This is a genomic window from Croceifilum oryzae (assembly GCF_030814315.1).
Taxonomy (GTDB): domain Bacteria; phylum Bacillota; class Bacilli; order Thermoactinomycetales; family Thermoactinomycetaceae; genus Baia; species Baia oryzae.
Genome location: NZ_JAUSUV010000001.1, coordinates 108,762 through 134,311, shown reverse-complemented (window position 1 = coordinate 134,311; position 25,550 = coordinate 108,762). Strand labels below are relative to the sequence as shown.

General features: G+C 42.0%; 22 protein-coding genes and 1 tRNA gene. 6 read left to right on the top strand and 17 right to left on the bottom strand.

What is annotated here, in order from left to right:
- Nucleotides 1-21: 21 nt before the first annotated feature.
- Nucleotides 22-2,436 carry a ribonuclease R gene (gene rnr, locus J2Z48_RS00645; RefSeq protein WP_307249994.1) on the bottom strand — a complete coding sequence of 805 codons (2,415 nt, stop codon included), beginning with the start codon at nt 2,434-2,436 and terminating at the stop codon, nt 22-24.
- 208 nt (nt 2,437-2,644) lie between these two features.
- Nucleotides 2,645-3,676 (bottom strand): serine hydrolase domain-containing protein, encoded by a 1,032-nt coding sequence (locus tag J2Z48_RS00640; RefSeq protein ID WP_307249992.1) that lies wholly within the window; start codon nt 3,674-3,676, stop codon nt 2,645-2,647.
- A 260-nt stretch (nt 3,677-3,936) separates the two neighbouring features.
- Between J2Z48_RS00640 and J2Z48_RS00635 the strand changes: the two genes are divergently transcribed.
- On the top strand, nt 3,937-4,758 hold the full coding sequence (locus J2Z48_RS00635) for a DUF6612 family protein (protein WP_307249990.1): 822 nt from the start codon (nt 3,937-3,939) through the stop codon (nt 4,756-4,758).
- 233 nt (nt 4,759-4,991) lie between these two features.
- Here the strand turns inward: J2Z48_RS00635 and secG are convergent, their stop codons facing one another.
- From secG to rpoN, 8 genes are all read right to left on the bottom strand, one after another.
- Nucleotides 4,992-5,225: a preprotein translocase subunit SecG gene (secG, locus tag J2Z48_RS00630; RefSeq protein WP_307249989.1), complete on the bottom strand. Its 234-nt coding sequence runs from the start codon at nt 5,223-5,225 to the stop codon at nt 4,992-4,994.
- 181 nt (nt 5,226-5,406) lie between these two features.
- Nucleotides 5,407-6,696, bottom strand: a complete 1,290-nt coding sequence (gene eno / locus J2Z48_RS00625; RefSeq protein ID WP_307249987.1) for a phosphopyruvate hydratase — start codon at nt 6,694-6,696, stop codon at nt 5,407-5,409.
- Between the two features lie 24 nt (nt 6,697-6,720).
- Nucleotides 6,721-8,259, bottom strand: coding sequence for a 2,3-bisphosphoglycerate-independent phosphoglycerate mutase (gpmI, locus tag J2Z48_RS00620; RefSeq protein WP_307249985.1), 1,539 nt, complete (start codon nt 8,257-8,259; stop codon nt 6,721-6,723).
- Nucleotides 8,256-9,026, bottom strand: a complete 771-nt coding sequence (gene tpiA, locus J2Z48_RS00615; RefSeq protein ID WP_307249984.1) for a triose-phosphate isomerase — start codon at nt 9,024-9,026, stop codon at nt 8,256-8,258. Before tpiA ends, gpmI begins: the two co-directional genes overlap by 4 nt.
- A 16-nt stretch (nt 9,027-9,042) precedes the next feature.
- Nucleotides 9,043-10,230, bottom strand: a complete 1,188-nt coding sequence (locus tag J2Z48_RS00610; protein ID WP_307249981.1) for a phosphoglycerate kinase — start codon at nt 10,228-10,230, stop codon at nt 9,043-9,045.
- Nucleotides 10,231-10,308: 78 nt separating this feature from the next.
- Nucleotides 10,309-11,319, bottom strand: coding sequence for a type I glyceraldehyde-3-phosphate dehydrogenase (gap, locus tag J2Z48_RS00605; RefSeq protein ID WP_307249979.1), 1,011 nt, complete (start codon nt 11,317-11,319; stop codon nt 10,309-10,311).
- A gap of 64 nt (nt 11,320-11,383) precedes the next feature.
- A complete protein-coding gene (locus tag J2Z48_RS00600) occupies nt 11,384-12,415 on the bottom strand; it encodes a sugar-binding transcriptional regulator (protein WP_307249977.1) in 1,032 nt (343 codons plus the stop codon).
- A gap of 509 nt (nt 12,416-12,924) precedes the next feature.
- A complete protein-coding gene (rpoN, locus tag J2Z48_RS00595) occupies nt 12,925-14,250 on the bottom strand; it encodes an RNA polymerase factor sigma-54 (protein ID WP_307249975.1) in 1,326 nt (441 codons plus the stop codon).
- Between the two features lie 235 nt (nt 14,251-14,485).
- Here rpoN and J2Z48_RS00590 point away from each other — a divergent pair.
- The 4 genes from J2Z48_RS00590 to J2Z48_RS00575 all read left to right on the top strand — a co-directional run bounded on the left by J2Z48_RS00590 (nt 14,486) and on the right by J2Z48_RS00575 (nt 18,724).
- Nucleotides 14,486-14,557, top strand: a tRNA-Arg gene (locus tag J2Z48_RS00590).
- Nucleotides 14,558-14,860: 303 nt separating this feature from the next.
- Nucleotides 14,861-15,097, top strand: coding sequence for an acyl carrier protein (gene acpP / locus J2Z48_RS00585; protein WP_307249973.1), 237 nt, complete (start codon nt 14,861-14,863; stop codon nt 15,095-15,097).
- Between the two features lie 366 nt (nt 15,098-15,463).
- A complete protein-coding gene (locus tag J2Z48_RS00580; RefSeq protein WP_307249971.1) occupies nt 15,464-18,019 on the top strand; it encodes a transglycosylase domain-containing protein in 2,556 nt (851 codons plus the stop codon).
- Between the two features lie 108 nt (nt 18,020-18,127).
- Nucleotides 18,128-18,724 carry a prolyl hydroxylase family protein gene (locus J2Z48_RS00575; protein WP_307249970.1) on the top strand — a complete coding sequence of 199 codons (597 nt, stop codon included), beginning with the start codon at nt 18,128-18,130 and terminating at the stop codon, nt 18,722-18,724.
- Between the two features lie 93 nt (nt 18,725-18,817).
- Here the strand turns inward: J2Z48_RS00575 and J2Z48_RS00570 are convergent, their stop codons facing one another.
- Nucleotides 18,818-19,531, bottom strand: a complete 714-nt coding sequence (locus J2Z48_RS00570; RefSeq protein ID WP_307249968.1) for a polysaccharide deacetylase family protein — start codon at nt 19,529-19,531, stop codon at nt 18,818-18,820.
- Between the two features lie 129 nt (nt 19,532-19,660).
- Between J2Z48_RS00570 and clpP the strand changes: the two genes are divergently transcribed.
- Nucleotides 19,661-20,251, top strand: a complete 591-nt coding sequence (clpP, locus tag J2Z48_RS00565; protein ID WP_307249966.1) for an ATP-dependent Clp endopeptidase proteolytic subunit ClpP — start codon at nt 19,661-19,663, stop codon at nt 20,249-20,251.
- 54 nt (nt 20,252-20,305) lie between these two features.
- Here the strand turns inward: clpP and J2Z48_RS00560 are convergent, their stop codons facing one another.
- The 6 genes from J2Z48_RS00560 to J2Z48_RS00535 form a co-directional block, all read right to left on the bottom strand.
- Nucleotides 20,306-20,566: an HPr family phosphocarrier protein gene (locus tag J2Z48_RS00560; protein ID WP_307249964.1), complete on the bottom strand. Its 261-nt coding sequence runs from the start codon at nt 20,564-20,566 to the stop codon at nt 20,306-20,308.
- Between the two features lie 24 nt (nt 20,567-20,590).
- Nucleotides 20,591-21,523 (bottom strand): DNA-binding protein WhiA, encoded by a 933-nt coding sequence (gene whiA, locus J2Z48_RS00555; protein WP_307249963.1) that lies wholly within the window; start codon nt 21,521-21,523, stop codon nt 20,591-20,593.
- 25 nt (nt 21,524-21,548) lie between these two features.
- Nucleotides 21,549-22,511 carry a gluconeogenesis morphogenetic factor MgfK gene (gene mgfK / locus J2Z48_RS00550; protein ID WP_503128541.1) on the bottom strand — a complete coding sequence of 321 codons (963 nt, stop codon included), beginning with the start codon at nt 22,509-22,511 and terminating at the stop codon, nt 21,549-21,551.
- A gap of 1 nt (nt 22,512) precedes the next feature.
- Nucleotides 22,513-23,394, bottom strand: a complete 882-nt coding sequence (gene rapZ / locus J2Z48_RS00545) for an RNase adapter RapZ (RefSeq protein ID WP_370872833.1) — start codon at nt 23,392-23,394, stop codon at nt 22,513-22,515.
- A gap of 76 nt (nt 23,395-23,470) precedes the next feature.
- Nucleotides 23,471-23,785 (bottom strand): thioredoxin family protein, encoded by a 315-nt coding sequence (locus tag J2Z48_RS00540; protein ID WP_307249960.1) that lies wholly within the window; start codon nt 23,783-23,785, stop codon nt 23,471-23,473.
- Nucleotides 23,786-23,799: 14 nt separating this feature from the next.
- Nucleotides 23,800-25,470: a tetratricopeptide repeat protein gene (locus J2Z48_RS00535; RefSeq protein WP_307249957.1), complete on the bottom strand. Its 1,671-nt coding sequence runs from the start codon at nt 25,468-25,470 to the stop codon at nt 23,800-23,802.
- Nucleotides 25,471-25,550 lie beyond the last annotated feature (80 nt).

Below are 25,550 nucleotides of genomic sequence, written 5' to 3'. Positions count from 1 at the left end.
TTCCCCGCTCTTATCAAGTTTTTATCGATTTCTCTTTCTACGAGTATCTTTTTTCGGCCCTTTGGATGCAAATGACTGATCTGGACTCGTAGTACTAATTCGACCTTTTTTGGAGCTAGAGCTAGAACTTCTTTTTTCAGAACGTTTATTTTTTGAACCGCCAGTTGATGATCTTGGATCGGCTTTTGGCTTCCGCTTTCCTTGGCTTTTGCCACGTCGGCGATCTCCACGATCTCTTTCGCCCGGTTTTGCTCTTTTCGCCTTTTTCTTCTCTCGATGGAAAAAGCTCTCGTCCAACTCGTGTTGGGTGATGTGCTCTACTAATTCAAAATCCACTTTCCGTTCTTCTAAACTAGCTCCACTTACCCGAATCTTGATCGGATCTCCCATTCGGAATATATGCTTCGTACGTTCGCCAATCAAGAGATACGCACGTTCATGGAAGTTGTAGTAATCATCCGTAAGATTACTAACATGAATCAAGCCTTCTACAGTATTAGGTAGCTCTACAAAAATCCCGAAGTTTGTGATACTGCTAATCACACCTTCGAACTCTTCTCCCACATGGGCCTTCATATACTCTGCCATTTTCAGTGCATTGGTCTCGCGCTCTGCATCAACCGCTACTCGTTCACGAATAGATGACTGCTCAGCCGCATCTGTTAAATAGGCTTGTAGATGCTCAATTCTTTCCATTGAGATATGTCCATTTTCCAATAGTTCACGAATCACACGATGAATGAGCAAATCGGGATAACGTCGGATTGGCGAGGTAAAGTGAGAGTAAAATGTTGCCGCTAAGCCGAAGTGTCCGACCGATTCGGTAGAGTATTTCGCTTGCTTCATCGAGCGCAGCAAAATCGTACTAATTACCATCTCTTCAGGACTACCTTCCACTCTACCCAGTAAGCTTTGGAGAGCTCTCGGCTTTACTTTATCTGCTTTTCCTTTGACGTTATAACCGAAATTATTTACTAACTCATAGAATGACATTAGCTTTTCCGGATCAGGATTTTCGTGAATCCGATAAACAAACGGGACATCTAACCGATAAAAGTGTTCCGCTACTGTCTCGTTGGCTGCTAGCATGAATTCCTCGATCAATTGCTCAGCCGCTGTACGTGGTCGTTTCACTATATCAGTTGGCTTTCCATGTTCATCCACCAAAATCTTCGCTTCCGAAAAGTTAAAATCAATCGATCCACGGTTCATTCGTTTCTTCCGCAATGTATTCGCTAAGCTCGCCATCAAGCGAAAATCTTCTACTAGATGCTGATATTTCGCTATTAACTCTGAGTCTTCATCAATCACAATTCTCTTTACATCTCCATACGTCATCCGTTCATTGGTACAAATGACTGAGGTATAAATATCATGATCCACAACATGACCTTCCGAGTTAATCTCCATATCGCATGTCATCGTAAGCCGATCTACCTTTGGATTTAAACTACAAATCCCGTTAGATAATCGCTTAGGGAGCATCGGGATAACACGATCTACCAGATAGACACTGCATCCGCGCTCATACGCTTCTCGATCTAGAGCGCTTCCTTCTTTGACATAGTAGCTCACATCGGCAATATGGACTCCTAAGCGAACATTACCGTTAGGAAGGCGTTCTATCGAGACGGCATCGTCCAAATCCTTCGCATCTTCTCCATCGATCGTTACCATAACACGCTCTCGTAGATCACGACGATGCTTGATTTCTTCTTCACTGATCTGATCTGGAACGAGTTCTGCTTCTTGCTCCACTGCTTCCGGAAACTGCTCTGGCAAACCATGCTTACGGATAATGGACAAGATATCAATCCCAGGAGCATCTTTATCTCCCAAAATCTCGATAATCTCCCCTTCAATCGTAAATTTATCCGAAGCCTTCGGAACAATCCGTACCACAACGATCTGACCATCCTGAGCATTCAATTGTTTTTCAGCTGGAACAAAGATGTCTACATTTAGTCTTGATTCTTCGGGTATGACAACTCCGAACAAAGGAGATGAGGCCTTAAAGCGCCCTACAACTTTTTCCCGCCCACGTTTCAAAATATCGATAATAACACCTTCTGGACGACGATCCCCTTTGCGAGGCTTATTCAGTCTAACTAATACGGTATCTCCATCAATCGCACCATTCGTATCACTACCGTGAATGTAGATATCGTTCATCTCTTCTGTTTTTGGAAGTACGAAACCAAACCCCTTGGCACTTCCTTGCAACTTGCCTACAACCATGTTGTAGTGCTTAGGGAGACCGAATTTCCCTCCCCGTGTCTGGACAATTTCACCTTCCGTCTCCAACTGGTCTAGTAAGGAGACGAACTCTGCTTTATCCTCTCCTGACACCTGAAGTTTACGCATTAATTCCTCAGAACCAATTGGTTTGTAGAGTGGATTTTTCATCATTTCTATTACTTGTTTTGCTGTGACCAAACTTTTAGCTCCTTTCAAAGCTACTTCCTTTTTATCCAACCTATGGATACATTTCAGAGGCTAAATGAATAACCATACATGAGTAGAATACCCGTTTTTCGATGAAGCTACTTAAACCAATGCTCATAACTCATGATTTCTATGTCATTCCCTGCACTATCTTCCATGTATCCCTAGCATATCACAATTTTTTCCTTTCCATCCTAAGTTAATCGATTCGAACCAACAGTTTCTGGAATGAAGATAACCGGTTTTCAAATAAAATTTCACCTAGTTCCGTTGCGATCAATTGAGCTCCATTCCATTTGGAATCATACCAATGATATGGAATCGCATTGTTGCTTAAAATGATGATTTCTGTCTCATGATTCATGTTCAATTCCCATCTTGAAATGAATCCAGATGGATGAACCCCCGAATATCCAATACTCATCCCATGGATAAATTGATAAAACCATCCACTCGCAATCAATGATACATCCAACCACTTTTTACGCCGGAACGAAACCGTCTCCATACTGTTTTTGCTATCACGATTTAGCAACTCACATCTCTTGTAGCATTGTAGAAATTGATGCAGATCTTTAGTTGTAGAAACGATATCTCCACAACCATACGCGTTGTTAGCATTCCGTAGGCCCTGCTTTTTTCCTTTTATATGCCCTTGGGCTAATAACGGCAAAGGTTCTCCTTCAAATCCCGAATCCTCCATGCCCGCCGGAACAAATATCTTTTCTCTTACATAGTCACGATAAGGCATGTCAGTTACCTTCTCTAAAATCATTGCTAACAAAAAGGTATTGGTATCATTGCAGGAAAACTTGCTTCCTGGTATAAAAGACAGGGTTCGATCTCGAACCTGCTGCCACATTTCATCCGGTTTCTGACACTCTCCGCCTGAAAGTTCCCCCCTTACCCTTCGATCATCTACGATGCCAGAGGTGTGGTTTAGTAAATGTTGAATCGTTACTCCACCAAAAGAAGAATCAGGAAGATATTTATCCAAAGAATCAGATAAGTGAAGACGACTTTGTTCCATTATTTGAAAGATAGCCAGAGAGGTGAACGTTTTTGTAAGCGATGCAATTGGAAAACGAGTGAAAAGGGTATTCTGAATCTCTGTATCAAAATCAGATTTACCGAAGGCTTCATGAAACACAATTTTCCCCTTCTTTGCAATCAAAACCGTTCCAGAGAAATTTGGTCTTTTCTCTCCGAAATAGGAAGCAAGTTGCTCCATCCCAATCCCCCTCATGTAGTAAATTCACTTGTATTTCCTTGTATTATATTCTAATTTCGAAAAACATTAAACTAATTTTGAATATAACAACGATAATTCCTTCTACATAGAACACCCACTCTTTGATATTAGATACCTTGCCTTAACCACCTATAATAATATTAAAAATATTTTTTAAAAAAGTATGGTTTAAAATAAATGGAAAAGTTAATATATAGTTGTTGTGATGCAAAATAATACCAAAAAGGAGAGTACATAACATGAAAACCTGGATTCGTTCTACTTCCATTCTTATGTTAAGTACAGCATTGTTGGTTGGATGTCAAACCAAAGATGCTGCAAAACCGGAGAAAGCTAAGGATGCTCAAACTACTGTTGAAACCAAGAAAGAACTTACAACTGATGAGCTTATCAACAAAATCGAAGAAAGTAAAAAGGCACACACTTATCAGCTAAGTGTCAAAGGAACTTTGTCTTTTGCAGGTAAACAAGTACAATTTGAAGAGAATTCTAAAGTAGAAGAAGTAATAAAGCCAAAAGCTATGCACAAAGCAGGAACATCAACATCACTAGGGACTAGCGAGAAAGTAGAGTCCTATGAAAAAGATGGATTGACCTATTCGTATCAAGAGAAAAAGAAAACATGGACCAAAACAAAGGCAACGAAAGAAACATCAGATCCATTTTCCCACATGGATACCTCTATTCAGTCATTCAAGTCTATGAAAGAGGCTGTCTCTTCTTCACACGAAGGGAACCAATACAAAGTTGTATTCGATATCTCAAAATCGAAAAATCGCTCTGCATTGGAAAAAGAATTAGCAAGTACCTTCACTCAGGATAATGACCCTCAAACGAAAGCATTATTCAAGGGCATGAAGCTTAAAAGCTATACCGTAACTTTCACATTTGATGACAAAACCTTTGCACAAACATCCCTAGAAGGGTCACTTGAGCTTGCAACAGATAGTAAAACAAAACCTACTATGGTAAAAGCAACTATTAAACAAAATCAGTTCGCACCGTTCAATGGATCCATTACGATTCCAGCTGATGTAGTAAAAAAAGCAAAATCAAGTTAATGTAGTAATGAAGGATGGCGGGAGGTTACGTCATCCTTTTTTATTTTTTTGATAACCAGATAAGATTTATAATTATTAAGCTTATGTTCTGCTCCTCTATAAATAGAGGGACTGATGGCAAACAAGATAGATTAATCAATATTCCAGAGACCAATGGAAGGTTTGATTGATAACGAAGCTTTGCTTTTAACCATAAAAAAAGAACAAAGCCATTGTGCCTTGTTCTTTTTTTATTATTTTAGGAAGAAAGCAACTACGATTGCCATAACCATAAACAATGTTGCAAAGATGGCTGTCAGTTTGTTTAGCAGGGCATCAATACCACGTGCTTTTGCTTTTCCCATTACTTGTTCAGCACCGCCACCAATTACACCAGAGAGTCCTGGGCTTTTGCTGGACTGAAGCAAGACAACTACAATCAGTAAAACGCTAATAACTGCAAGGAATACTTTTGCAGCGAGTGCCATAATGTGTGACCTCCCTTGCGCATAACTATCTAACACTACTTTATCATAGAGTAGAATCTTGATCAATGAAGGAAAAGAAGGATCGTGCCAATAGATTAGGATATCAATGGAAATATTGTCAGACGTTAAAAAGCAATGCATAGGAGCTACCCCTGCATTGCTTTTACTCTTCGTTCGTTTCTTATTTGTTACGTAGGTTATAGAAAGCAGTCAATCCTGGGTACTGAGAAGTGTAACCTAGTTCATCTTCAATACGAATTAATTGATTGTATTTCGCAACACGATCTGTACGGGATGGAGCACCTGTTTTGATTTGTCCAGCACCAGTTGCCACAGCGATGTCAGCAATCGTGGTATCTTCTGACTCCCCGGAGCGGTGGGAGATAACGGCTGTATAACCAGCACGTTTTGCCATCTCGATAGCGTCAAATGTTTCGGTGAGTGTACCGATCTGGTTTACTTTTACTAGGATGGAGTTCCCGATCCCCTTCGTAATTCCTTCATGTAAACGTTCAGTGTTGGTTACAAAGAGATCGTCACCGACTAACTGCACTTTGCCACCTAGACGTTCGGTGAGCAACTTCCATCCATCCCAGTCATCTTCAGCAAGACCGTCTTCAATAGAGATAATTGGATATTTGGAGATCAATTCTTCGTAGTAGTCTACCATCTCAGCGGAAGTACGAGAAACGCCTTCTGCTTCAAAGTGATATTTTCCATCTTTGTAGATTTCTGTTGAGGCAACATCGAGAGCAAGCTTGATTTCTTCTCCTACTTTGTAACCAGCATGTCCAATTGCTTCAACAATGGTTGTAAGGGCTTCTTCGTTGGATGAGAGGTTTGGTGCAAATCCACCTTCGTCGCCTACTGCTGTATTGAGCCCTTTGGATTTTAATACTGATTTCAGGCTATGGAAGATTTCAGAACCCATACGAACTGCTTCAGTAAAGCTAGGTGCGCCGACTGGCATTACCATAAACTCTTGAATATCCACATTGTTATCCGCATGAGCTCCACCATTTAGGATGTTCATCATCGGCACAGGAAGTGCTTTCGCATTAAATCCACCTAGGTAGGTGTAGAGAGGAACACCGAGAGCTTCTGCTGCTGCACGAGCTACCGCCATGGATACACCTAAGATCGCGTTAGCGCCTAATTTACCCTTATTATGTGTACCGTCTAGTTGAATCATGAGTTGATCAATTTCAACTTGCTCTAAAGCATCCATGCCTTCGACTGCTTCGGCGATGACTGTATTGACGTTTTCTACTGCTTGCTTAACACCTTTACCTAAGTAACGGCTTTTATCACCATCACGAAGCTCTACTGCTTCATGAGCACCAGTCGATGCGCCAGATGGAACAATGGCACGACCTACTGCGCCACCTTCAAGTGTTACTTCTACTTCTACGGTTGGGTTGCCTCTAGAATCGAGAACTTCGCGAGCATATACATCCATAATGATCGTCATAGTTTCATTCTCCTCTGATATTCCTTATTTTTGAATGAGAGACGTGCCCGTCATCTCTGTTGGTTTCGATACTTGTAACAAATCCAATAGGGTTGGAGTAAGATCTGCTAGAATACCATCCTCACGTAGCGTTACTCCCTCTTTGGTAATAATGCAAGGAACTGGATTGGTAGTATGAGCGGTAAAAGGTCTCTCGTTATCATCGATGACCATGTCGGCATTGCCGTGGTCAGCCGTGATGATCGCGACGCCACCTTTTGAGATAACTAAGTCCACAATCTTGCCTAGACACTCATCGACTGCCTCTACCGCTTTAATCGTTGGTTCTAGTTTCCCAGAGTGCCCAACCATATCGGGATTGGCAAAGTTTAAGATGATCGTATCGTAGACATCTTTGTTGATCGCTTCGAGTAATGAATCCGTCAGTTCGTAAGCGCTCATCTCAGGCTTTAAATCATAAGTGGCTACATTAGGGGATTTGATCAAAATGCGATCCTCGCCTGGATATGGATCTTCCCGACCACCACTAAAGAAGAAGGTAACGTGTGGAAATTTCTCCGTCTCAGCAATCCGAAGCTGACGCAAGCCTTGTTGTGAAATCACTTCACCATACGTGTTATCCAAGTTCGTAGATTTGTATGCTACATATCCACCTACCGTCTCACTAAAATGAGTGAGGCAGACATAGTAGAGATCTTTTGGAGCACGGTCACCACGATCAAATCCACGGAAATCACGATTGGTAAAAGCTAATGAGATCTGTATCGCACGATCGGGACGGAAGTTATAAAAGATAACAGAGTCATGATCTTGAATCGTACCCACTGGCTTCTGATTTTCATCTACAATCACAGTTGGCATGACAAACTCATCATAGACCGACTTGTGATAGGATTCCTCCACCGCCTTGATCGGATCGGTATAAGAAGGTCCTTCTCCATATACCATCGCACGATACGATTTCTCCGTACGCTCCCATCGTTTATCACGATCCATCGCATAGTAACGACCTTGCACAGTCGCAATTTTCCCGACACCCAGCTCCTGAATCTTATCTTCCAGACGCTTGATATAGGAGACAGCACTGTCCGGCGCTACATCTCGCCCATCCAAAAACGCGTGAACATAAACTTCTTTCACTTGTTCTTTAGCCGCTAGTTCGAGCAATGCAAATAAATGCTCAATGTGACTGTGAACGCCTCCGTCTGATAATAACCCGTACAAATGGAGACGGGTATTATGCTCTTTTACGTGACGAATCGCTCCAAGGAAGGTTTCGTTTTCAAAGAATCCCCCTTCGGAAATGGACTTCGTTACACGAGTAAGCTCTTGATATACTACACGGCCTGCCCCGATGTTTAAATGTCCTACTTCCGAATTCCCCATCTGCCCATCGGGAAGCCCTACGGACAAGCCGCTTGCTCCTAGGGTAGTATGTGGGTATTGATCCCAATAGCGATCAAAATTAGGTTTCTTTGCTTGAGCCACCGCATTGCCATGTTCCGAAGAACGTAAGCCAAATCCGTCTAAGATACATAATAATGCTGGTTTAGGATAGCTCATGCTTGACCACCTACTCGGCTCGCAGCCTTCACAAGTCCTGAGAACGACTCTGGGTCTAGTGCCGCACCGCCGACAAGAGCTCCATCAATATTAGGCTCTGCCATGTAAGTAGCAATATTTTCTGGTTTCACACTGCCACCGTATTGGATTCGTATTTGCTCGGCAACCGCTGTACCAAACTCACTCATCAACGTTTTACGGATATAGGCAATCACTTCTTCCGCATCATTTGCTGAGGAGGCCCTACCTGTTCCGATCGCCCAAACAGGCTCATATGCGAGAACCACTTTATGTAATTCATTAGAAGCAATTCCTTTTAACGCTTTTTTTACTTGAGAAGAAACGACTTCAAAAGTACGTCCACTTTCACGTTCTTGAATGGTTTCACCTACACAGACAATCGGGATGATTCCCGCATTTAGAGCCGCTATTGTCTTCTTATTCACTTGTTCGCACGTTTCCGCAAAATAGGTACGGCGTTCAGAGTGACCTAAGATCACATAACCAACTCCGAGGTCTTGGAGCATATGAACACTTACTTCTCCTGTGTATGCCCCTTCTTTTTCCCAATGAGCATTTTGTGCTCCCAGCCCGATCGAACTACCCGCTAGCTTGTCTTGTAGTGTGTGTAGAGTGAGAAACGGCGCGCAAATCACCGCTTCTACATCTTGTGGGAGTTGATTGGATTGGATGGTTTCTATATATTGAACGGCTTCATTAACCGTTTTATGCATTTTCCAATTTCCTGCTATGATTGGAGTGCGCATGAGCGTCATCACCTAACTATTCTTTGTCGTTTAACACTGCTACACCAGGTAGTGTTTTTCCTTCTAATAATTCCAAAGAGGCACCGCCACCTGTAGAAATATGATCCACTTCGTCAGCAAGTCCTGCTTTCTCAATCGCAGCTGCGGAATCCCCACCGCCAACGATGGATAATGCTTCAGAATCTGCAAGTGCTTTCGCAACCGTATTCGTGCCTTGTGCAAACTGATCAAACTCAAATACGCCCATCGGACCATTCCAAATCACAAGCTGTGAAGAACGAATCACGTCGGCATACAACTCGCGTGTTTTCGGACCAATATCAAGTGCCTCTAAATCAGTCGGAATTTGATCAACATCTACTGTTTTCACAATAGGCGGATGCGGGGAAAACTCATCCACTACCACCACATCAACCGGTAGATAGATACGGACTCCTGCTTCCTCTGCTTGCCGTAGATACGAAGCAGCCAGCTCAATCTTATCTTCTTCTAAAAGGGATTTTCCTATTTCAAGACCTTTTGCCTTAATGAAGGTATATGCAAGTCCTCCACCAATGATTAAGTTGTCCACTTTGGTCAGTAAATTTTCAATGACACCAATTTTATCTTTAACCTTGGCTCCACCCACAATCGCAGTAAAGGGCCGTTTGGGAGTCTGAAGAGCACTGCCTAAAATCTCTAACTCTTTTTGTAATAAGAACCCTGCTACTGCTGGGATATAATCAGCGATTCCCGCAGTAGAAGCATGAGCACGATGAGAGGTACCAAATGCATCATTTACAAATAAATCCGCTAGAGCGGCAAATTGACGAGATAGTTCAGCATCATTTTTTTCTTCGCGCGCATCAAAACGAACGTTTTCCAAGAGGAGAACGTCACCATTATGTAACTCTGATACTTTTTCTGTAACTTCTGGACCAATTACTTCATTTGTCTTAGTCACTTCTTTACCGAGCAGTTGGCTTAAGCGTTCTGCTACAGCTGTTAAACGCATCTCTTCTACTACTTTTCCCTTTGGTCGTCCCAAGTGGCTTGCTAGGATTAGCTTAGCCCCTTGATCCATCAGGTACTGAATCGTAGGTAATGCTGCTCGAATTCGCGTATCATCTGTAATCTTGCCTTGCTCCATCGGAACGTTAAAATCTACCCGACAAAACACTCGCTTTCCATGAACATCAACATCTTTGATGGATTTTTTGTTCAAGGATGCCCCTCCTTATTTAAGAAGAAAGAGGAGAATTATTCTCCTCTTTCCAAATTTCCTACTCATTCATTCTAATTCTTAGATCCCACGTTTGGCAATATATACAGCCAAGTCAACAACGCGGCTAGAGTAGCCCCACTCATTGTCATACCAAGAAACGACTTTTACCATGTTGCCTTCTAACACCATAGTAGAAAGACCATCTACAATCGAAGAATGAGGATTCCCATTATAGTCAGAAGATACAAGAGGCTCGTCCGAGAATGCTAGGATCCCGTTTAGCTCATTATCTGCTGCATTTTTCAATACTTCATTTACTTCTTCAATCGTTACAGATTTATCTAACTCTGCTACTAAATCCACAACGGATACGTTTGGCGTTGGGACACGCATCGAGAAACCATTTAGTTTTCCAGCAAGCTCTGGAAGTACCAAGGAAACAGCCTTAGCCGCACCTGTAGAAGTAGGAATAATGTTTTCAGCTGCTGCACGCGCACGACGTAAGTCTTTATGTGGTAAATCGAGAATTTGTTGGTCATTGGTGTAAGAATGAACGGTTGTCATCAAACCACGACGGATTCCGAATGTATCATGTAGCACTTTTGCAAATGGTGCTAAACAGTTAGTCGTACAGGAAGCGTTGGAAATCACATCATGTTTTGCTGGGTCATAACTTTCGTGGTTTACACCCATCACAACGGTGATATCTTCGTTATTTGCTGGAGCAGAAATGATTACTTTCTTCGCTCCACCTACCATATGTTTCGCGGCATCTTCACGTTTGGTAAAGCGGCCTGTCGACTCAACTACGATATCCACACCGTAGTCCGCCCATTTCAACTGAGCAGGATCACGTTCTGCTAGTACTTTAATTTCGCGACCGTTCACAACGATACTACCTTCGTTTGCTTCTACTGTTGCATCTAATTTTCCATGAATCGAATCATACTTTAAAAGGTGAGCAAGTGTTTTCGAATCGGTTAAATCGTTTACTGCTACTACTTCTAATTCAGAGTGATCTAACATTGCACGGAATACATTACGACCAATACGTCCAAATCCATTAATACCAATTTTTGTTTTTACCATTTCGAGTTTCCTCCTATGTTTCCTCTTGTGTAGTATGACCCGGTAAGTTTTGTCTTATTTATTTTCATAGCGGGTAATTTTGAGATAAAATTTTGCGCGCCGCAGCTTCGTCTGTAACCAATGTATCTTGTGGAAATACGGAACAAATCGCTGCGATCGCTTCCGCTTTACTAGCCCCACCTGCTACAGCAATCTTACGACCCACTTTCGGGAGGTCGCGAAGACGTAATCCTGCTGTCTTCGTACGATGAACAATGGTGCCGTTTCGATCGAAATAATATCCGAAGCTCTCTCCAACCGCTTGTTTTTCTTCAAGTAGTTGCATAAACTCACGACCATATTTTCTCCGACCTGCCATCGTTTTAGCATCTCCAATACTATAAACTAACACGCTGGCTTCTTGGATCATGTGAAGCACATCCGAAATCTGTGTTTCTTGAGTTAGTAGCTGGTATGCCTCTTCACTAATCTGGTCCGGCACGTGCAACATCCGATAGCGACCACCTGAGTTCTTTGCCATGCGGGAAGCAATGTAGTTGGCTTCATGTTCCACTGCATCGCCTACTCCCCCGCGCGCTGGTACAAAGGTAGTCCGCTTGAAAATTGGGGTCGGACTCATCGATTCCGCGACAGCTTGCATGGTTGATCCACCTGCTACTGCTACCACCTGATCCTCTTGGACCCAGGATTTAATCAATTGAGCTCCAGCACGTGCCAATTCTTTCTTCGCCCACTCATCATGCTCTGAGTCTCCTGGAACAATCCAAACTTCTTGGATATTGAGTCGTTCTTTTAATTCCTCGGAAAGCTGTGAGTAGCCCAGATACTCTTCTATAAATGGCTGGAGTTTCTGCAAAACCTCCAACCCTTGCTCTGTTAATGTCATCCCTGCTTGAGCGATGTTCACCAACCCTTGCTCACGCAAAAAATCAACCTCTGAGCGAAGAATTCGTTCAGTCATCTGGAGAGATGAGGTAAGGGAACGTCTCCCAACTGGCTGAAGATAATAGATTCGTCTTAGAACCGTATATCTCTTATGCATGACAGAAAGTAAATCGGGACATAACTGACTTTGAAGAGTTAAAAGAGTTCGCATGTTTTTTCCTCCAAGGGACTTATTATGTCCCTATTATACAAATTAAGTCCCACATAGAGCAAAAAAATAGATCCAAGCTTTTCTCCTTTATTTTAGCGGAAAGTCTGTTGAATGCAAAGGGTTTTTTTGTTTCTTTTTTTGGAAACGTTTGCAACTGGGGTCTGGTCTGGAATAAGTATGTGTGGTTTGAGATAGTAGGTTTATTGATTAGCTATTGGGTGATCGATGATCTGTTCAATACCTGCTCAAATACCGATCCAGCAGAGAAGTGGGGACGTCCGCTTCGCCATCCTCCGTTCGGGCAGGTGCAAAACTCGCAAAGTACGCGGGGACATGTTGCACCAAAAACGCCCTCACTACGGATTACGGATTGCTACGCTAAGTAGGATCGCTAAAATCGCAAGTATCAAACAGACTCTCCCTTCCCTCTGAACCTAATTTCTATTAATCAGTTGGTGAGTACATAGGCAGATACATCGCCTAATATATTTCTTATCTACACACCTTCTCTAAACCCTACGCCTCTTAGTCGAAGAAGGAATTCTCAACTCTTCGCGGTATTTAGCAACGGTTCGGCGGGAGATGACAATGCCGGTTTGTCCGAGTAGATTGGAAATGAGTTGATCGGATAGGGGTTGGGTTGGATTTTCACCTGTGATCAGTTCGACTATTTGATTTTTTACTTTCGTTGTTGTCATCTCAACTCCGTACTGATTCGTAATCCCATTGGGGAAGAAGTAACGAAATGGGAAGACACCTCTGTGTGTTTCGATAAACTTGTTTTGCGTGACACGACTCACTGTTGATTCGTGCACACCAATTTCCTCAGCTATTTCGCGTAAGTTAAGAGGGCGAAGGTAGGATTCTCCCTTCTCAAAAAAGGTCCGTTGATGTTCGATTACGGTTTGAGTCACCGATAAAATGGTTTTCCGGCGCTGTTCAATCGCTTTGTTTAACCAGATCGCACGTTGAATTGAACTCCGTACATATTCTTTAGACGAATCATCCATTAGATGATAAGTGGCTTCATCGTATCCGGAATGAATCTCAAACTGCGGAATCAACCGCTCATTTAGCTGAACGGTATAATCCTCTTGCTCCCAATGAACCCGAATATCAGGTTCAATGTATCGTGGGGATTCCGTACCATAATTAGCTACAGGCCTAGGATTGCACCGTTTAATTTCGTTTACTGCGGATTCGATATCGTCCACTGTGCATTGATACCGTATAGAGAGCTCTTGGTACTTCTGTTCCGCCAATTCGACCAAGTGATAAACTAATTGACAAGCAAGTTTAGTCGCCTTCATTCTCCGGAGCTGAAGCTCTAGACACTCAGAGACGCTTCTGGCCCCTACTCCCGCCGGATCTAAGGACTGGATCGTATGTAACGCGCGGGAAACAAGTGATTCAGCATTTTGTAAGCGCTTACATTCTTCAATGGAAAGGGAATCGATCATCCCACGTTCATCAAGTGAATGTATCAGAAACAGACAAGTATCTCGCTCCAAAGCAGTTAAAGGAAGCAATCGAATCTGCTCCTCTAGTTCTTGTATGAGAGATGGACACGCTTCGACCTGATACAGTTCCTGACTATGATGATCGTAACGTTGCTTTTTAGACGTGTAACGAACTCCGAAAAGACCTACCGATTCCTCATTCTTTGGTTTTTCTTTTAGAGAAGTAAGCGGATTTTCCTGTATTTGTTCATGAATATACAACGCTAATTCAGAAGCCGAGTATTGAAGGAGTTGAATGGATTGACGCAGTTCAGGGGTCATCGTCAATTGTAATCGCTGTTCTTGCTGTAAATGAAACCCAAGTTCAAGAGCCAATTCTCCACCTCCGAGCCACAGATAAATTCGTGATATATTTGTATTCAAATTACATAGCAATGGAATCATTCAGACTTCAGACAAAACAAACGATACTTTCATTATAGTCATCTTATCATAAAGGGGACTTACTCGTATGTATCAAAAGTTAACAACCAAGCGATCTCCTGTAAACAAACGAAAATACCTTGTTTACTGATAGATACATATGGTATAATTTCACTTGATTTGATGTGCGCCTATAGCTCAGGGGATAGAGCGTTGGTCTCCGGAACCAAGCGCCCAGGTTCGAATCCTGGTAGGCGCGTAGAATAGAATACCCTCAAACATGTTGGCACGCTTGGTGCTATCATGCTTGAGGGTGTTTTTTCTTGTGAAGAAAATGCGAATTGCAAACGGAATTGCAAACAATACTCATTCCTTATTACGCAACCACTACCCACTAGTCCCAGCCCTATCAGAGGGGGCTTTTGGAGGATAACGAAAAAAAGACGGATTCCTTATAAGTAAGGTTCCGTCTTTCGTTCATCTACACAAAGGGTTTCTCTCTCTTTTCGTAGAATATAATTAGTATAATCAGATAATAATATTACTACTTTGAGGTGATCCAATGTCTACTATTGAAGAGCGTGTCAAAAAAATCATTGTGGAACAACTAGGAGTCAAAGAAGAAGAAGTTACAAATTCGGCCTCCTTTGTAGACGATTTAGGTGCAGATTCGTTAGACACTGTGGAATTGGTAATGGCAATGGAAGAAGAGTTTGATATTGAGATTCCAGATGAAGAAGCGGAAAAGATTTCAACAGTTCAATCTGCCATTGATTATGTGCAAAATCAATCAGAATAAACTTTATTATCTCCTCCTTTGCATATTTGGCATGACAAGAGAATAGTTGTCCGTCGTGATGGTAATCGCTTAGTGACCCAATACGCCTTCTAATGTGTTTCGTGCTTATTGCATCGAAATTCACACTAGGAGGCGTATTTTTTGTCTAGAAATGGTCAATCCGACCACCACCAGAATCTTTACTTAAAATCGATTCCATCTTGACCTAATCTTTATCTCCTTACTCTAAAATATTCTTCAAAATGAAATCATAGAGAATAATCAGATCAGATCAACAAGAATCTTTTTCTTTTCTTAACCAGAAAACGGGAAAAACTCCATCATTTCTTGAGTACTAGATGTTGGGTTAAGGAGCTGCGACGACGTATGAAGAAACCAAAGATATTGGCCACTATCAAGCAAGTGCAGACAAGGAAGTTGGCAACACATGCTTCTCTCCCTTCTCGCTCCAAACATCTTTCGCGTTCTAAGCGAAAAGAGAAACATAGTGACGGAAGCCGTAGTAAGCAAAAATGGAAGAAATATGTGAATTGGAAGATTCTATTAGCTCTAATATGCCTTCCTATTCTAAGTGGTTCGATTTATTTGTCATACCTTATTTCGAAAGTACCAGAGAATGCAAACGCAGAACTTCAAAAGCCGGACTCTCCTTCAACTCTAGCGGATCGAAATGGTAATACCATAACGAAGATTGGTACACAAAAGATTGAGCCCGTCAAACTAGATGATCTTATGAAGGTAAATCCAAAACTACCTGCTACCTTGATTAAAGTAGAAGATCAACGCTTTTGGAAACATGATGGGGTCGATTTTTGGGGTCTTACGCGAGCTGTCTTCGATAATTTGAAGGGCCGTTCGGGGGGTGGGGGAACCATTCCGATGCAGGTGGCCCGGAACATGGTACTAGACACGAAGCAAAAAACCTTACAACGGAAGGTGAATGAAATCGTATCCGCTCAAAAGTTAATTGATACGCACAAACATGAAGGAGTATTAGAAGCGTATCTAAACTATATTGACTTTGGTCCGACCATCCAAGGAGTGCAGGCGGCTTCGAAATTCTACTTTGGTAAAGACTTAATCAAGACACCCTTAACAGACGAAGAAGTTGCTTTGCTTGTAGCAATTCCTAACAACCCTACTCGGCTTAATCCGAAGGGAAACGAAGAACAAAAGACAAATGCCAAGGAAAGACGCGATTGGATTCTACAGAAGAAAATGACCAATAGCGAAGACACGCCAGCCGTCATCTCGATGAAAGAGGCGGAGATAGCTACTGAAAAACCACTTCAAATAGCGAAGGATGAACAAAATACCTTCCTAAATGAATTTAAAATAAAGAGCCATGGAGCTTATATTGATTTAGTGCGGACTGAATTAAAAGAACGATATGGCATCACGAAAGAAGACCTACGTACAAACGCATATGAGATTAAAATTGCAATTGATCCAGAAATAGATAAAACGATAGAAAATGAGATAAAGAACACTCATTTTGAGGGCGACTCTAAGACAGGAACAAGCAGTGATTTAAATAGTAGCTTCATGGTAATGGATCGTAATACGGGACACATTCTCGCTTTATCAAGTGGGAAGGACTACATACCGGGAGGTCTAAACTGGGGGGTAACGAAACAACAACCCGGTTCCTCCATTATGCCTCTTGCTGTTTATAGCCCTTATCTAGAATTCCATAAGGATACAAATGAATATACTCCTGTTGGGACCACTCCACTTGCCGAAGTAGTAGCTAATTCATCTGGTTATGTTGCTACTCGGCTTTTCGAAAACGAAATTACAGTAAACCGAGGCGTTAAGTTCTTGCAAGATACATTCCAATTATCTCTTGAAAAAAAAGATTTAGAGTCACCATCTGCCATTGTTACAGGGGATTTATTCAAAGGTTATTCTCCCGTACAAATGGCACAAGCTTATTCTGTATTTCCTAATAACGGGAAACTTATGAAAGTATATACCATTCTCGAAGTAAAAGATAACAAACAAAACAAAATAGAACCATTGCCTAATCAGGAGATTGAACCAAATCAGAGTAATGCTCATCAAGTACTCTCTACTAAGACTTCATACTATATGACTCGAATGTTAAAAGGAGTAGTCGAAAATCCTAAAGGACCTGATAAGGGTGCGAAAATACCGGGATTTGAAGTAGCAGGTAAAACAGGAACCACTCCGAATAAGCGATCAGGTTGGTTTGTCGGATTTACACCGGATTACGTAGCATCTGCTGTAGTCTTTAATGAACCTAAAGACGGGAAGCAGGGGGATACCAAAGTTACCGGTGACTCCGTTGCTGAAATGTGGGGTAAGATCATGGCGAAAGTGGTGAAAAATAGTGATAAACATCGCTTTGAAAAGCCGGCAGATGTCCCGGAACCTATCGCCCCCATGAAGTTGCAGAATTTCGACATTTCCATCTCGTCAGAAGGAACCAGTAGAGAGATCAAGATCAACATTATCGGTGGTTCCCGTGACTCCAATGTCACTTATAGAGTAGAGAGAGTGGATTCAAAAGGTAAATATCTACTTGTCACAGAGGGTGCCGCAGATTCACTCAAAGATACATTTGCACCTGTGGATCCAAATAGTTCAAATCAGAAGTTTACCTATAAGATTATTGCTAAATCAAAGGATACATCCGTTATCCCAGTAGTTGTAGAGAAAGAGTTGACTCTTCAAAAATTGAAAGCACCATCGCCTGAAAGGGAGAAGAAACAACCAGATAGTCCACCTGATCAAAATACAAGTAAATCAGATAATAAAAAAACAGACTCAGAGGATGAGGATGAAAATCAAGAAAAGCCTAACCCAGGAAATGGCCATCAAGAAGGATCGGAAGAGATGGAGCCTACTGGGCCTAAAAAACCTATTAATCCTACACATTCTACAAATCCTACAAATTAGAAGGTACATTCTTGTTTCGACCTTCTTACAAACACCGAATGAAATTTACATCGATCGAATACTACTTATTATTAGTGTAGGTAAAAATCATGTGTGGAGGCGATTTTATTGACAGGATTGATTACAAATCCGACCGTTCTACACGACGATCCTTTGGTGTCCTTTTATGAACAAGTTATCACTCCAGACGAATGTAAACATATTATTGAGATTGCAAAGCAATGCATTATTCCCGCTCAATCGTATGGTCATGGACCAGAGCGTACATCGGATTATACTTGGCTCCATCATCACCTTGATCCCATTTTCTCCAATGTATGTGTACGTGTTGCCGTTCTTGTAAATCAGCAACTCAATCATGCAGAACCGTTGCAAGTAGCAACATACCAGCCTGGAGGACAGTTCCATTTTCATCATGATACTTATAATGTCCATAATGAATATGGAAAGAATCAAGTAGACTCAGGTGGGCAACGGATGTTTACAGCAATCCTCTATCTAAACGATGTTCAAGCAGGGGGAGAAACTTCTTTTGATTACCTAGATTTCAAAATTGCTCCTCGCGAAGGTAATCTTCTATTCTTTGAAAACTGTATAAGAGGAACCAATGTTCCAAATGACCGTGCGATGCATGCAGGGCAACCAGTAGTCGATGGAGAAAAATGGATTGCTACACTATGGTTTCGTGAAAAACCACAGTATTAATTTAGGGTGAAGATCATCCTATTCTAAAACCAAAAGCACCACCTAATTAACTAATTCAAGTTAGCTAGGTGGTGCTTTTGTTATCCATTCATATTACTTTTTCTCAGTGAGTAGTTCGGAGACTGTCCTAAATGTGTAACCTTGCTCCCGCAGAGACTCTACAACTCCTTTTATCGATTTCAGTGATTCCTCTCTGTTCTTATACATAACATGCAGGAGGATAATCGATCCCGACTTTACATTCTCTTTTACATGTTGGACGATTTTATCGGAATTTGAACCGATATCTTCATAGGAATCTGGTTCAATATCCCACATAATCGTTTTCCGGTTATGTTGGCTTAGATAATACGGTAGAAATACCAGCTTTTTCCCATTTGGAGGTCTAAATAGGATCTCCTTTTGGTAACCTGTATCTCGAATGAGTTGATCAGTTTTCTCAATTTCATCCTTAATAAAGCTAGGTGATTTTAATACCATTCGAGTGTGTGAGTATGAATGATTTCCTAATTCATGACCTGCTTGAGCGATCTTTTTACCTTCTTCTGGGTGTTGTTTTAACTCTGCTCCTGTCACAAAAAAAGTAGCTTTCACATCTGCCTCTTTCAGAACTTTTAACACTTCGTCGGTCTTCTCGGTTGGTCCGTCATCTAAGGTGAGGGCTACCACTTTTTCATTGGTATCAACTCGATTGGTTAACTCTCCAAATAGTTGATAAGTTCTAGACTTAGATAGTTGAAATAGTGCATACGCAATCATCAATAAAACAGCAAATGTGAGCGTAACTCGAATCGTCCATTTCTTCATAAAGTCCTCCATATACAACCGAAATGAGTATTACATTTTTTTCTTGATTTCATTTGACCTTTTTTGACCTTTAGGTTATGATATAAGTATTGAAATCCAATATTTTCTTTACATAAGGAGTGGCTTCGGATGAATTTAGTACCGATTGTTGTGGAACAGACATCTCGTGGAGAGCGCTCTTACGACATATATTCTCGTTTGCTAAAAGACCGCATTATCCTACTAGGCAGTCAAGTGGATGACCAAGTAGCGAACGCGATCGTAGCACAGTTACTTTTCTTGCAAGCGGATGATCCAGACAAAGATATTCACTTGTATATCAATTCACCTGGTGGTTCCATTACGGCTGGTATGGCGATCTATGATACGATGCAGTTTGTAAAGCCTGATGTATCAACGATCTGTATTGGTATGGCAGCATCCATGGGGGCTTTCTTGCTTTCTGCTGGGGCAAAGGGAAAACGATATGCTCTCCCAAATAGTGAAGTGATGATTCATCAACCACTTGGTGGCGCACAAGGTCAAGCGAGTGATATCGAAATTCGAGCACGCCGAATCCTCAAAATGCGTGACCAACTGAACCATAAACTTGCTGAGTTTACAGGTCAGCCTCTCAAAAAGATCGAAAGAGACACCGATCGCGATAATTTTATGTCTGCACATGAAGCGCTAGACTATGGATTGATCGACAAAGTGATCACTTCGACCAATCAAACCTAAATCCAAAAAGAACCCTTGTACACAATCGTGCTTGGGTTCTTCTTTTTGACTAATCTATTCCGTCTTCATGACGATCGTGGCAAGCGCTTCCACTGCTTTCTCTTCATCGATCCCCTCGGCACTGATCACAATCTCTGTCCCCTTGGCAACAGCTAAGCTCATCACACCCATGATGCTTTTGGCATTTACTTTACGACCTTCTTTTTCGATAAATACTTGAGAAGCATACTTATTTGCTTCTTGAACAAAGTAAGCCGCAGGGCGCGCATGTAAGCCGGTTTCAAGTTGAACCATTACTTTTTTCTCAACAGCCATTTTTTCTTTTCCTCCCTTTATCCTTTAATCATCTTTTAATTGCTGGGCGATTTCATCCAATTTGCGGAGACGGTGATTGACAGCTGATTTACTTACTGGCTTAGGTAAAAGCTGTCCTAGTTCTGTAAGATTTACTTCAGGATATTGAAGACGAGCCTCTGCGATCTCTCGAAGTCGATCAGGCAGTTGGTCAAGTCCCATCTCTCGCTCTATCAGCTCTATATTTTCCTTCTGTCTCATCGCCGCTAATATCGTTTTGTTTAAGTTAGCGGTTTCACAATTCACAAGTCGGTTAACCGAGTTCCGCATGTCCTTCAATATTCGGATATTCTCAAAATGGAGCAGGGATGGGTGGGCCCCGATGACATTTAAAAACTCGCCAATCTTGTCCCCTTCTTTAATATACACAACATAACCCTTTTTCCGCTCAATTAATTTAGCATGAAGTTGAAACTCATTCATTAGTTCACATAAAGCTAAACTATGTTGGTAATACGTTGAGATAACCTCTAGATGATAGGATGCACTATCTGGGCTATTTACAGAACCACATGCTAGAAAGGCTCCTCGAAGATAGGCACGCTTGCAGCATGGATCTACAAAGAGAGCTGGCGAAATCCCTTCGATTCTCTCCCATGTATTCGGTCTCAAAATCTGTAAGTCTGCTAGGATTTCTTGGGCACGCTCTGTTACCCGAACTAAGTAGACATTATTCTTCTTTAAACGAACTTTTCGTTGAACCAACACTTCCGGCTGAAGATGATAAATACTTTTGACCAAAGTAAACATATAGCGTGCAGTAGAAGGGTTTTCTGTGACCATGTCCATTACCAGATGCCTAGGTTTGAGATGAATCGTACCATTCATCCGGACTAACGCTGATAATTCCGCGCGTTTACAACAGATCTCAGACTCAACCTGTGTCAGTTCTTTTTTGGTTTCGGAGGTAAATGACATAGTTATTCCTTCCCATTAGCTCTTATCACCCCATGCGCTCATGAATCAAACGCAGGATGTGGCGGCTAATACGCTCTGCATCGTGACGCAAAACAGAGCGATATAACAATAGATTATCAGCCAGCGGTTGGCATCCTAATTGGTAAACTAGCTCTAAATCTGGCAATACCATGGTTTGATTTTGATTAGCGTATTGTTGCTGAATCACAGTAGGGGGAACCTCATTATTTAAAATGGCAATATCAAAGAACGATTCACCCACATGGTCATAGATGGCACGAATATGATCGCTGGCATGAAAACCATCTGTTTCCCCTAACTGTGTCATGATATTGCAGATATAAATTTTCAGCGCTGAAGACTTTCGAATCGTTGTCGCCATATCTTTTACTAGTAGATTAGGAAGGATACTTGTATAAAGACTGCCTGGTCCTATTACCACACCATCCGCTTCTAAGATTGCTTCAATCGCTTCGTCTAAAGCAAGAGGGGAGGCGGGTTCGAGATAGACTCGCCGAATGGTTTTTTCGATGTTTGGAATCTGTGATTCCCCTTTGACAACCGTTCCATCTGTCATCTCAGCACATAGAGTAACATCTTGAACACTAGCAGGGAGAACCCTACCACGGACAGAAAACACTCTACTTAGTTCCTTTACGGCTGTCGTAAAATCCCCCGTTATCTCCTTCATCGCGGCGAGCATCAAATTGCCCAATGTATGCCCCGCCAGTCCATCTCCTGTTTGAAAACGATACTGAAATACACTTTCTAATAAAGGCTCTGTATCAGCAAGAGAGATTAGTACATTTCGAATATCACCAGGTGGAGGCATTTGAAGATCCGTGCGCAGGCGACCAGAGCTTCCTCCATCATCAGCCACTGTCACGATCGCTGTAATATCAACAGGGAATTTCTTTAGACCACGCAATATGACCGAGAGCCCCGTCCCACCACCCATGCACACGACTTTCGGTCTTTTGGATGACAATTTAGAAGCCGCCTTTCTCTATATCACGATGGAGCACTTGGCAACGCTCATTCTCTTTAAAATCCTCGTAAAGAGCTTCTGCCATTGCTACGGAGCGATGCTGACCACCCGTACATCCAATCCCGACAACGAGCTGTCTCTTTCCTTCTTTTTCGTACTTAGGAAGTAAAAACGTCAGCATCTCTTTTAGTTGGTTTAAGAAGCGATTGGTTTCTTCCCATTTCATCACATAATCGGCAACTTCTTTTTGCTTCCCTGTCAAAAGCCGCATGGACTCCACATAATACGGATTTGGGACAAAACGAACATCGAATACAAGATCCGCATCTAGGGGAATCCCGTGCTTAAAACCAAATGACATAAAGCTAAGATTTAATCCTGAATTATGTTGTTCTGAATACGTATGAACGATTTTTTCCTTTAATTCAGTGGGCTTCAAGTTACTTGTATCAATGATTTGATGAGATCGACCTCGAAGATCGCATAGTAACTCTCGCTCTTGAAGAATCCCATCTAAAACCGTACCCTCAGGGGCCAGTGGATGAGTACGACGCGTTAATTTATATCGACGAACGAGCGTTTCATCATTTGCTTCGAGAAATAAGATTTGATAGTTTACACCTTTTGATTCCTTTAATGCTTCCAATGATTCAACTAAGGCACTAAAAAATTCACGTCCTCGTAAGTCAATCACCAGTGCAACCTTCTGGAGTCCTCCATTGGTCTGCTCTAAGAGTTCAGCAAACTTGGACAACAAGATAGGGGGAAGGTTATCGATACAAAAATAGCCTAGATCTTCAAGACTCTGTACCGCAACCGTCTTCCCAGCACCGGACATACCTGTAATGACAACTAAATGTAGTTCATTGCTTGGCATGGTCATCCCCCTTTGTTGTTAAGTATACAAAAAAGATGCAGAGAAAGCATCTGCATCTATCTTTGGACAAGAGAGGGTCTGATTATTCCAACTCTCGTAAAAAGGTAACTACTTGCTCTTTTGTCTTTGCGTTGCGAGATGGAAGTCGTCCCACTTCTTTCCCATTTTCAAAGACAATAAAGGTAGGGATTCCTTTTACCTGAAACTGCTGTGCCACTGATTGTGACTCATCTACATCAATCATGGCAAAATCAAATGTAGATGAAAACGTACTCTCAATCTCTGGAAGATCGGGCAGAATTCGTTTACAATCAATACACCAATCTGCACTAAATTCAACCACTTTGCGACCCGCTGTAATAAACTCAGGAAATGTGTTTGTTTGAAGTTGTTTCATGATAAAACCCCCGTTTAGATTATCGGATATTTGTCAAACTCCTTCATCGCCTTAGTGATAGATGAAGGGGAGATTCCATATTTTTGAGCCACATTTGTTTTGGAAAGCGGGCGATCTAGTTGGTTCGAGACCCAATACTCTAATGCCGCCGCCCATACTTCTAATTTACGAGCTGATTGGAGAATGATCTGCGATTTTGGCTGAACAGACCACGTCCGCCAAAAATTCTCCATCGCCATGACGATCGGCTCTCCAACTTCCTTCAAATGGGGCAAGCAAATCTTCCATACTTGCCCAGATAGATCTGACTCTTCGTTCTGATGATCGGACCGCACACTTCCTTGGAGGATAACGGACAAGGAATCATCTGGATTCATTTTACGGATTTGCAAGATCGCAATCTCTTTTAACCAATCCGGCTCATCTGGACACATCAAGAATGATCGAAGAGCCCTCTCTGATTCATCATCTTCAATCAGTCCCAATGCGTAAATCACTTGCATCTTTGTATCTTCTTCCCCATGCTCTAAGCCCCATAACAGACTAGAACGAATCAGAGGGCTTTCTTTTACCTGCTGCTGTAGCTGTTTGGTATCCGTAATAGGGGTACGCAATAGCTGTTCTTCAAAAGGAAGCTGCATTTGGTAACTCGCATAATGCAAGCTAGGATCTTCCCCGTCCAAGGCATTTAAAAAGAAGGACGGAACCTCGGAATCAGGAGCCAATTGTTTTGCTTTATGCCAATACGAACGAGCACGGTCTAGCTTTCCAACACGATAGGAAGCAATCGCCGCAGCATGATAGAGTGCGGCATCTGGGCGATCTTCTAAACGAGCAATCCGGATAAACAATTCATACGCTACTTCATGCTCTCCTAGAATCCCCATTGTGGTTGCTAGTTTGTATGCTTGATCCTTTTGCAGAGGGATCAAATTACGTAACATCTCAATCAATTGTCCGTACTCTTTGGTTTTCCCTATATGGCTACATAGAACAGCTAGATTACAAAGAGCGTGGATGTTATCTTCCTCAATCTCTAACACTTCCGAGACTGTACGAAAGGCTGAGTCCATCTGGCCCATATAGTAATAAGCTAATGCTAGGTTATTTCGTGCAGGTAGAAAATCAGCATGTTCCTCTAAGATCTCGTTTAACATCTCGGTTGCTTGAACAAACATGCCTGTCTCTAGGAGTTGCCTCGCTGACTCGTGCTTTTGGATATATGCCTCCGCAAAAAGCGGAACCACTTCTTTAGCTGGACGTCCTAACTCATAGGAAATCAGGAGAAGAAGCTCTTCTGCTTCCTCCGCAAACTCACCCTCTGGATCTCGTCCAAGGTACTCTAATAAGTAGTCCTCAGCTAGCTCGAAATCCTCCATATTGGTAGCATTATTCGCTAGATAAAACCAACATTCAGTGAGATTTGGATCTATTTCACGGACTACACACTCCAATATATCGTTAGACTCTTGAAATTTACCCATCTCCGAAAGAAGCCCCGCTAGATTACAGTGGTTAACTGGATTCGTAGGGTCTTTTTCGGTAGCATAGCGGAAATATTTTAGAGCCTTTTCATACTGCCGTCGATCTAACATTTTTAAAGCGCGCTCAAAAAAGAAGCTGGCATCTAAATTCATGCTTACTACTTTCTTGCTCGTATGATCAAATTCTACTTGTCTTTTCATCATTTTCCTCCAACCAGCATGATTCAACCACAAAAGCTGGTGGTTTGGTAGCTTGGGCAAGTATACCACATTCTCCCTAA

Bases quoted from the DNA above. Each gene is read 5' to 3' on its own strand.
- gpmI (WP_307249985.1), bottom strand. From the start codon at position 8,259: ATGAGCTATCCTAAACCAGCATTATTATGTATCTTAGACGGATTTGGC.
- clpP (WP_307249966.1), top strand. From the start codon at position 19,661: ATGAATTTAGTACCGATTGTTGTGGAACAGACATCTCGTGGAGAGCGC.
- rapZ (WP_370872833.1), bottom strand. From the start codon at position 23,394: ATGACCATGCCAAGCAATGAACTACATTTAGTTGTCATTACAGGTATG.
- J2Z48_RS00560 (WP_307249964.1), bottom strand. From the start codon at position 20,566: ATGGCTGTTGAGAAAAAAGTAATGGTTCAACTTGAAACCGGCTTACAT.
- secG (WP_307249989.1), bottom strand. From the start codon at position 5,225: ATGGCACTCGCTGCAAAAGTATTCCTTGCAGTTATTAGCGTTTTACTG.
- J2Z48_RS00640 (WP_307249992.1), bottom strand. From the start codon at position 3,676: ATGGAGCAACTTGCTTCCTATTTCGGAGAGAAAAGACCAAATTTCTCT.
- J2Z48_RS00570 (WP_307249968.1), bottom strand. From the start codon at position 19,531: ATGAAGAAATGGACGATTCGAGTTACGCTCACATTTGCTGTTTTATTG.
- J2Z48_RS00535 (WP_307249957.1), bottom strand. From the start codon at position 25,470: ATGAAAAGACAAGTAGAATTTGATCATACGAGCAAGAAAGTAGTAAGC.
- J2Z48_RS00600 (WP_307249977.1), bottom strand. From the start codon at position 12,415: ATGCGAACTCTTTTAACTCTTCAAAGTCAGTTATGTCCCGATTTACTT.
- J2Z48_RS00580 (WP_307249971.1), top strand. From the start codon at position 15,464: ATGAAGAAACCAAAGATATTGGCCACTATCAAGCAAGTGCAGACAAGG.
- tpiA (WP_307249984.1), bottom strand. From the start codon at position 9,026: ATGCGCACTCCAATCATAGCAGGAAATTGGAAAATGCATAAAACGGTT.
- eno (WP_307249987.1), bottom strand. From the start codon at position 6,696: ATGACGATCATTATGGATGTATATGCTCGCGAAGTTCTCGATTCTAGA.
- gap (WP_307249979.1), bottom strand. From the start codon at position 11,319: ATGGTAAAAACAAAAATTGGTATTAATGGATTTGGACGTATTGGTCGT.
- whiA (WP_307249963.1), bottom strand. From the start codon at position 21,523: ATGTCATTTACCTCCGAAACCAAAAAAGAACTGACACAGGTTGAGTCT.
- J2Z48_RS00635 (WP_307249990.1), top strand. From the start codon at position 3,937: ATGAAAACCTGGATTCGTTCTACTTCCATTCTTATGTTAAGTACAGCA.
- J2Z48_RS00540 (WP_307249960.1), bottom strand. From the start codon at position 23,785: ATGAAACAACTTCAAACAAACACATTTCCTGAGTTTATTACAGCGGGT.
- acpP (WP_307249973.1), top strand. From the start codon at position 14,861: ATGTCTACTATTGAAGAGCGTGTCAAAAAAATCATTGTGGAACAACTA.